This is a genomic window from Ruegeria sp. P8 (assembly GCF_056534665.1).
In genome coordinates this window covers 1-8,177 of sequence record NZ_JBQERC010000035.1, presented here as the reverse complement: position 1 = coordinate 8,177, position 8,177 = coordinate 1, and the positions used below count along the sequence as shown (strand labels likewise).

General features: G+C 55.9%; 5 protein-coding genes. 1 reads left to right on the top strand and 4 read right to left on the bottom strand.

Going from position 1 to position 8,177, the window contains the following annotated elements:
- Nucleotides 1-272: 272 nt before the first annotated feature.
- The 4 genes from ACR0BZ_RS19410 to ACR0BZ_RS19395 all read right to left on the bottom strand — a co-directional run bounded on the left by ACR0BZ_RS19410 (nucleotide 273) and on the right by ACR0BZ_RS19395 (nucleotide 6,730).
- Nucleotides 273-2,672, bottom strand: a complete 2,400-nt coding sequence (locus tag ACR0BZ_RS19410; RefSeq protein ID WP_480921047.1) for a trimethylamine N-oxide demethylase — start codon at nucleotides 2,670-2,672, stop codon at nucleotides 273-275.
- A gap of 14 nt (nucleotides 2,673-2,686) precedes the next feature.
- The gene (locus ACR0BZ_RS19405) at nucleotides 2,687-4,669 is read right to left on the bottom strand and encodes an ABC transporter permease (protein WP_480921046.1); all 1,983 of its coding nucleotides are present in this window, start codon (nucleotides 4,667-4,669) and stop codon (nucleotides 2,687-2,689) included.
- The gene (locus ACR0BZ_RS19400) at nucleotides 4,669-5,697 is read right to left on the bottom strand and encodes a quaternary amine ABC transporter ATP-binding protein (protein WP_480478516.1); all 1,029 of its coding nucleotides are present in this window, start codon (nucleotides 5,695-5,697) and stop codon (nucleotides 4,669-4,671) included. The genes ACR0BZ_RS19405 and ACR0BZ_RS19400 overlap by 1 nt, the downstream gene beginning before the upstream one ends.
- A gap of 82 nt (nucleotides 5,698-5,779) precedes the next feature.
- Nucleotides 5,780-6,730, bottom strand: a complete 951-nt coding sequence (locus ACR0BZ_RS19395; protein ID WP_480484928.1) for an ABC transporter substrate-binding protein — start codon at nucleotides 6,728-6,730, stop codon at nucleotides 5,780-5,782.
- Between the two features lie 239 nt (nucleotides 6,731-6,969).
- Here ACR0BZ_RS19395 and ACR0BZ_RS19390 point away from each other — a divergent pair, with 239 nt between their 5' ends.
- Nucleotides 6,970-7,905, top strand: coding sequence for a LysR substrate-binding domain-containing protein (locus ACR0BZ_RS19390; RefSeq protein ID WP_480484929.1), 936 nt, complete (start codon nucleotides 6,970-6,972; stop codon nucleotides 7,903-7,905).
- Nucleotides 7,906-8,177: the final 272 nt, after the last annotated feature.

Below are 8,177 nucleotides of genomic sequence, written 5' to 3'. Positions count from 1 at the left end.
CCGTTATCACCGCCTCGAGGCAACTAACGCCTGGAATGCTGCCACTCGAGCCGCTTGAATCCCGACCATCAGCATTCCCTCGTCGACCGGACGTTAACGTGACAATACCGTTTCGGATACTGCGCACCTTTGAAATAAATCATGGACTGGTTCTCGAGTGAATACACCGGCGGCCATTCACCGTCTGCATTCGAGCGCGTCAATAGTCAAAAGTTTGCAACATAACCCTTTACGGTGCCCGGCCAAATCACAAGCCCGGCCCTCTTGGTCAACTACTCTGCTGCGTCCGAAACCGTGGTTTCTGAGTATATCCCTTTCACACGTTCCTTTGTCGGATCAAAATGAGGGAATGGAACGATCCTGGCTTTCAACCGTTTTTGTTGGCCGTCCAATTGCCCGATTTCGATGTCTGCCCCAATTGTCGCGTGGGTAACTGAAATCCGACCCAAAGCGATGACTTTCCCTAAAACGGGTGATTTCATTGCGCTGGTAATCGCTCCAACCTGCGCCTTTCCGACGCGGACGCAGTCGCCGGGTGAAGGGACGACGCCGCCTTCGATTTCAAAACCAACCAGCCTTCGGTGGGGGTGCGCCTTGCGTTCTTCGATTGCTGCCCGCCCGATGAAATCGTCGGTTTTTGATTTCAGCGGCACGGTAAAACCGATGCCGGCTTCAAACGGGTCCGTCTGGTCGTCGAATTCTGACCCGGCAAAAATCAGGCCCCCTTCGATCCGCAGCATATCAAGTGCCCCAAGGCCCAGCGGCGTGATCCCATAATCCAGACCTGCCTCCCAGACTCGGTCGAAGATTTCCACTGCATCTTTGGGATGGCAGAAGATTTCATATCCAAGCTCACCGGAATACCCTGTTCGGGAGATCACGACAGATGTTCCGCGCACATCTCCGACCCGTGCAACGGTCAGTCTGAACCATGGAAGTTCGTCAATCGTTGGTTGCTGTGGGGGTGTCCAGAAAATTCTGGAGAGAATGTCGCGACTGTGCCGCCCTTGAACCGCGATGTTGTGCAGCTGATCCGTCGAATTGCGAACCCAGACATTCAAGTTGCGTTTTTGCGCTTGTTCCTGAAGCCACAATCCACTGGTGTCATTCCCGCCGATCCAGCGGAAGTTCGTCTCACCCAGACGATAGACGGTGCCATCGTCAATCATCCCGCCGTGCTCATAACACATTGCGGTATAGACGACCTGACCGACGCTTAGCTTTTTCATGTTGCGGGTCACGCATAGCTGCATCAGCTCTTCTGCATCGGGTCCGACAACTTCGTATTTACGCAAAGGACTCAGGTCCATGACGGCAACCTTGTCCCGACAGGCCCAGTATTCAGAAATCGCACCATGATTGGTCATCGTGTTCGGCAGCCAATAGCCGTTATACTCGACGAAATCACGGGTATGCCGCGCAAAGCAGTCGTGAAAAGCAGTTTTCTTGGTTTCTTCCACATCCGCCTCCGCAGATTTTCTATAGCCGTAGGATCGTTGAAAATCCTCGGTCGCCTTGTACGTTCGCACCTGAATATCGGTCGGGTTCCACCCGTTTGCCGGATCAATGTCGCAGGGACATGCCGTGCTGATGCAGACCAGATCGGTCAGCGCGCGCAGCAACACGAAGTCACCCGGTCGCGACCAGGGATCGTCCATGCCAATGGCATTGGCGTCATCCAGCATCGTGTTGAAAAAGAAGTTGATCGCAGGCCAGCCGCCGCGCGGCTTGATGCCATACTGGTCCAGATCTTTGTTAATATTGTCCGAACAGTTTACGTGGCCTGGATAGCCAAGGTCTTCGTAGTACCGCGCCGTACAAGCAAGGCCAAACGTGTCATGACGACCGCAAGTGTCCTGCACGATTTCGATCAAGGGTTCCTGATCGACGGACCAGTATTTCGAAAATATCCCCGGTTGCGGGTACAGGCTACCCATCAGGCTGCGGGTCGTCGTCGGATCGATTTCGCGCTCGATCCCCTGATCCAGCGCCCGCCGGCTGAAGGCCTGAAAATCCGAACATTCGCGGCCGCGAATATCCAAGATCTGGATGAATTCTCCAGCTTTGACCTCATAAGATATGGCGTTTCCCGGTTGAATGTTGATGTCCCTGAGAGGGTCGGCCAACGGCTCAGGCGCGCCAACACCCGGCTTTTCCAGACCCGGCGCGGAACGCTGAATATAGAGGATGATATCCGTTGGAGGATTGTTGTTTTCCGGGCGCATCGCCTCGCCGGGTGCGGCGACGATCAGAAGACCATCGCTTTCCGCCACGAAATGCACCATGTCGCCGGGGCGCGAGCCTTCGGCAAAAGCGCGGATTGCGTCGCCCTGCCCGATGTCAAACCCCGCAGCCTCGAGCGCGCGCAGAACCTTCCGGCCCGAAGCGGAACCGTTTGCCAGCGTTGCGATCACCCCGTCAGGACTCCCGTGTCCCCGCGCGCCGAGCATCGCCGCGTCCGAGCTTCGGCCGGGGGCAAAAAATACCATCTCAGCGAGCTGCATTCCATCGCGATTCAGCAATGTGATCGTGTCCCCTTTGGACACCGGAACGGCGCGCGATCCCATTGCGGGAACCGGATGGCGTTCTGTGCCATGAGGCAGGATGGGCAGACCGGGAGCCAGCACCCCGCTGCGTTCGAACGGTACCTCAAACAAGGGTTTTACGTTCATCTGGACAACTCCGGTTAATCCAGCCCCAAAGCGCGCTTGCGCTTTTCGGCCCAACTGCTGATTGCCATATCAAAGGTCAACGCCATCAGAGACACGTTCAGACCCAGTACAAAATTCTTGCCCAATTCGGTGCCTGCCAGGGTTCGCTGCAATTCCTGCCCCAGATCCTGCGTGCCGATGAACGCGGCAATAATGACCATGAAGAACGCGAACATGATGGCCTGGTTGAACCCGACGGCCATTGTCGGAAGCGCCAGTGGAAACTGTACTGACATCAGTTTTTGTCTGCGCGTCGAACCAGACATATCCGCGGCTTCGGTCATTTCCGGCGGCACGCTTCCCAGACCGATGATGGTATAGCGGATCAGCGGCACGGCGGCGAAGATCAGGATGGAAAACACGACCGCCACGTCATTGACGCCGAACAGCATGATCGCGGGGATCAGATAGATGAAGCTAGGGAAGGTTTGCGCAGTGTCGCAGGCCAGCAGGATACTCTTGGACCAGCGGTTGGACCGAGCTGCGACAACGCCCAAGGGGATACCGATCAGAGTTGCCAACACAACCGCTGAAATCACTGTATAAAGCGTGATGACCGAGCGATCCCACCAGCCTGAAAACGCGACGATTGTAAAAAACACCGCAGCATAGATACCGGGTTTGCGGCCTCCGACCCAATAGGCAAAGGAGACAACCAGCAGGATGAACGCAGGTGTCGGAATGGCCAGCAAAGTATCACGAAACGGGATCAGAACCTTGACGTTCAGGAACCAGCGCAGCCATTCGGTTGTCCCTTTGATCACATCGAAGGCCAAAACCGACTTGATCACATCGTCGATTTCCTTTCCCTGACTCAGATGCTGCTTGCGACCAACTTCAGCGAGGATCGGAAACACTTGCGACAACAGGGTGAACCCGACGAACAGACCCACTGCGATTAGCGGAATCCGGTGCCGTTTCCACCATGGCGTTCCGCGTTCGAAATGAATGGGCTGTTTGACGACCCAGGCCTTCGACATCCGGTCAAGCATGACCGCCAGAAGAACGATGGTCACGCCGATTTCAAACGAACGGCCAAGTTTGAAGCTGCCCATCATTGCAAGCAACTTGGCTCCAAGGCCCGGCATGCCGATAAAGGCGGTGAGAACCACCATTGCCAGACACAGCATGATCACCTGATTGACACCTACCAGTACTTCGGTGCGTGCGGCTGGGACGTATACATGCCGCAGCATTTGCCAGCGTGTACATCCAGACATCTGGCCGGCTTCGATCACTTCGGGGCTGACTTTCTTCAGACCCAGTGTGGTCATCAGGATCATCGGCGGGATGGCAAAGGTGATTGTTGCCACGGCCCCCGCGGTTGGTCCGACTTTGAAAAAGATCACCGCTGGCAAGAGATAAGTAAAGAATGGCAGGGTTTGCAGAACGGACAGGATGGGTTTCAGCACCCGCTCGAACCGGCCATACTTCCAGGCGGCGATGCCCAGCACCAGGCCCAGCACAAACGCCAGCGGTGCCGCCACTACAATGACAGACATGGTCTGCATGGCGATGTTCCACTGGCCGATTGCAGCGGTCCAGATGAACGTACCCGCACCCAGAGCCGCCAGCCGCCACCCCCCCACGGCATAGCCCACAACAGCAGCGACAGCAGCGATTGCTGACCACGGGATTGGGCCCAGATAAGGCCAGCGGCGCTTGCCTTCGAGCAGGTTGGCCGACATATCCAACAGGAATTCCAACGGGCCTTCGGCGATAAAGCGGGTCACGTAGATCAGACCAAGGTCGTTTTGGATGAAATTGAAGATCGCATCCAGCACCTGCGCCGTCGGCGGGATTGCTGCCTCGGGAATGCGGTTCAACCATTCAGGGAGAATTCCGACCGCCTTGGCAAGGATCAGCGCAAAGGCGGTGATCAGAAGTGCGGTAAGGACTCTGGTGCGCCCCCACGCACCGTCTGCCGTGTCCGGTAATTCGGTGGACAGTGTCGCCATCATTCGGCTCCGAGCAGAACGTTCAACGCGGCATCGCGATCCAGAACACCGGTGACAACGCCAGTTTCATCCGCAACCGGCAGCAGGATACGCTTGTCATTGACCAGAACCCGGGCCAGTTCATGAATGGTTGATCCGCCATTGATCGGCGCGCCTTCAAGGGTATGGCCGTTCACCGGTTTTGCCAGCCCTTTCGCATGCACCACGCGGGCCTTGTCGATATCCTCGGTGAATTTCGCCACATATTCGGTCGCCGGGTTCATCACGATCTGATCCGGAGTATCGCATTGTTCGACCGCACCGTTGCGCATTATAGCAATCCGGTCAGCCAGACGCAGCGCCTCGTCGAAATCATGGGTGATGAAGACGATGGTTTTGCCCAGCATCTCTTGCAGGCGCAGGAATTCATCCTGCATTTCACGGCGGATCAGCGGATCAAGCGCCGAGAAGGGTTCATCCAGAAACCAGATATCCGGTTCGATAGCCAGCGACCGGGCGATACCGACCCGTTGTTGCTGGCCACCGCTCAATTCCCGTGGGAAGTATTCTTCCCGTCCTTCAAGGCCCACCAGCTTGATGACCTCCAAAGCGCGTTCGCGCCGGTCGTGGCGATCCTGCCCACGCATTTCCAGCGGGAAGGCGACATTGTCCAGAACCGTGCGGTGCGGCAGCAACCCGAAAGACTGAAACACCATCCCCATCTTGTTGCGGCGCAATTCGATCAGATCGCGCTCGCTGAGTTTCATGATGTCCTGACCGTCTACTTCGATCGTGCCTCCGGTGATGTTGTGCAGACGCGAAAAGCACCGCACCAGCGTGGATTTGCCCGATCCTGACAACCCCATGATGACAAGCATCTCGCCACGGCCAACCTCGATCGAGACATCCTTGACCCCGGCGATATACCCATCCTCACGGATCTCGTCGAAACTGCGGCCTGCCGGCATGGACTTCAGATAGCTCTCGGGCGAGGGTCCAAACAGTTTCCAGACATTCTTGGCTGATATGACAGGCGCGATGGCGGGCATGGCTGCTTTTCTTTCTTGTTGAGCGCGGCCCTGGATCACAAAACGATCAAGGCCGCGCCAGATTCATTATACGTAGCCGTTATCAACTGCAGGCATTGATCCAGGGGTCAACAACGGCACGGTTGGCGTCCAGCCATTCCTCTGCCGCTTCTTCCGGCTCAAGCTCATCAGTGTCGACCAGCTTTGCCATTTCCGCGATCTGAGGGTTGGTGAAAGAAATCTGGGTCAGGGCGCAATACGCGGCTGGCCACTTGTCTTTCATGCCATCCCAAGCCGCCTTTTTCAGATATCCACTTGCCGGGTTGCCACAATCATACAGCGCGTCCGGGTTCGGACCCTTGGCAGGATCCTTGTCGCAGCCGTCTTCCCATGCAGGGAACTCCACAAACTCACCGGGCCAGACGGCTTCGGCAAAGTTTGGCGTCCAGTTGAATACAAGAACCGGGGTCTTGTCGGCCTCGGCGGCACCAATCTCGGCCCACAACGCTGCGGCGGAACCCGCATTGATCACGGTGAAGTTCAGATCAAGCGCTTCGGCGCGTTCCTTACCATGTTTCAACCAGTCTACCGGACCATCAAGATACCGACCCTTATCCCCGGTCTCGGCCGTGGCAAACAGGTGCGCGCAGTCGTTCAGTGCATTCCAATCAGGCAGGCCCGGGCAGGATTCCTTGGTCCACATCGGGTACCACCAATCTTCGCGCGTGACGGCATCATGATCGCCCGCGTCATGCAAACCCCCCTTTTCCAGAGCGGCCCGGTAGGATGCGCCAAACGCGCCTTCCCAGACTTCCATCTCAAGCGCGACGTCGCCCAAGCGGACCGATTCATAAACCGCCTGGCTGTCGGTGGTGACATATTCGACGTTGTTGCCCATCTCTTCGAAGATCAGACCGACGACGTTGGACATCACGATCTGGCTGGACCAGTTGTGAATTGGAATGACAATCGGGTCGCTGCTGTCTTCGGCAATCGCCCCGGTTCCCGCTACTGCCGCCAAGGTTGCTGCGGAAAGGAGGTTTGTAAGTTTCATGTTCGCTCCCTGAGTGAGGTTCGTTTTTTGTCAAAGGGGCTCTTCCGGCCCGCGAATTTGTGCATTTTGCCTAGAATCGCTCATAATGCAGAAAAGAAATTTGAGGGGCGTTGACCATAAAATCTTGAGGCAAACTCAACTTTTTACTATGTTAACAGTCGGTTGCCCGTTCAGACGGCAACGGGTGCCCATGAATGTTTTTGCGTGTGGCCGCGTCCAGATCGGGAAAAGTCCTGTAAATGCCAAAGAAAACATCAGTCACAGGGAAAGTCCTTCCTCCGCTTGATTATTTGTTGGCGTTTGAAGCCGCGGCAAAAGCGCAAAGCTTTGTGCAGGCCAGTAAGGTGCTGAACATCTCGGAAACCGCGATCAGCCGCAAAGTGCGCCTGCTGGAGCAGCATTATGATGTGCCATTGTTTGTCCGGGGTCACCGTTCGGTGTCACTGACGCAACAAGGTGCCATTCTGTTGGCAACTGTCGAAAAGTCTCTGGATCAGATGCGGGACGTCAGCCGTGAGATGCTGGCCAAGCATCAGGCCAACAAGGTGTCGATTTCTGCGACGAACTCTGTCGCGTCTTTGTGGTTGATGCCACAACTGCACAAGTTCAACAAATCCAACGGTCGTATCCGTATTTCGCTGGTGTCTTCGGACAGTGACGCAGAGTGCCTTTCGGATTCCATGGACCTGACAATACTGCGTGGAGATGGCGAGTGGCCGGGATACGAAGCAAAGCTTCTGTTCGGAGAAACAGTGTTTCCGGTTTGCAGCCCCGAGTACCTCAGAAGCAACCCCAATGCGGCAGTTCTTTCCGCGCTGCCGGAACTGGACCTTATTGAAGTCACCAGCAGCCATGCGGAGTGGATGACATGGCGTACATGGTTCAGCGGTAACGGTGTTTCCACCTCAGCGATGGAACAAGCTGTGGCTTTCAACACCTATCCACTGTCGGTTCAGGCTGCCGTCGATGGTTTGGGAATTGCATTGGGCTGGGCCCATCTTGTTGACCCCTTGCTTGAGAGCGGCGCGTTGGTCAGGCCGGTCCAGAACGCTTCGGTGCGAACGCAATCCGGATACTACCTGCTGAAAAGGCCGCTTCAAAAAGCTTTCCCGGAACAGCGCATCGTCGAGGATTGGTTGCTGGGTCTCAGCGCAGGTCGAAAAAGATACGCCTGATCCTGGTCGCAACCCCCGAATCTTAACTTGATGTATGGGAACATCCCTTGGGTACTTTAAACTCACGTATTGACCCTTGGGAATATTTATTTACCTTAAAGAAAATTTTGACCGAATCTGGCCCTGCGTTTTGTCGCTTTGGCCGGACCAATCCAGACTATCTCACGCAGGGAGACCAAACCCAATGAGCTATAAATCCGACATCGAAATTGCGCGTGAAGCGAATAAGAAGCCGATCCAGGAGATCGGCGCGAAGCTTGGAATATCCAGTG

Excerpts from the sequence above, each read along its gene's own strand:
- ACR0BZ_RS19410 (WP_480921047.1), bottom strand. The coding sequence starts at position 2,672 with ATGAACGTAAAACCCTTGTTTGAGGTACCGTTCGAACGCAGCGGGGTG.
- ACR0BZ_RS19405 (WP_480921046.1), bottom strand. The coding sequence starts at position 4,669 with ATGGCGACACTGTCCACCGAATTACCGGACACGGCAGACGGTGCGTGG.
- ACR0BZ_RS19400 (WP_480478516.1), bottom strand. The coding sequence starts at position 5,697 with ATGCCCGCCATCGCGCCTGTCATATCAGCCAAGAATGTCTGGAAACTG.
- ACR0BZ_RS19395 (WP_480484928.1), bottom strand. The coding sequence starts at position 6,730 with ATGAAACTTACAAACCTCCTTTCCGCAGCAACCTTGGCGGCAGTAGCG.
- ACR0BZ_RS19390 (WP_480484929.1), top strand. The coding sequence starts at position 6,970 with ATGCCAAAGAAAACATCAGTCACAGGGAAAGTCCTTCCTCCGCTTGAT.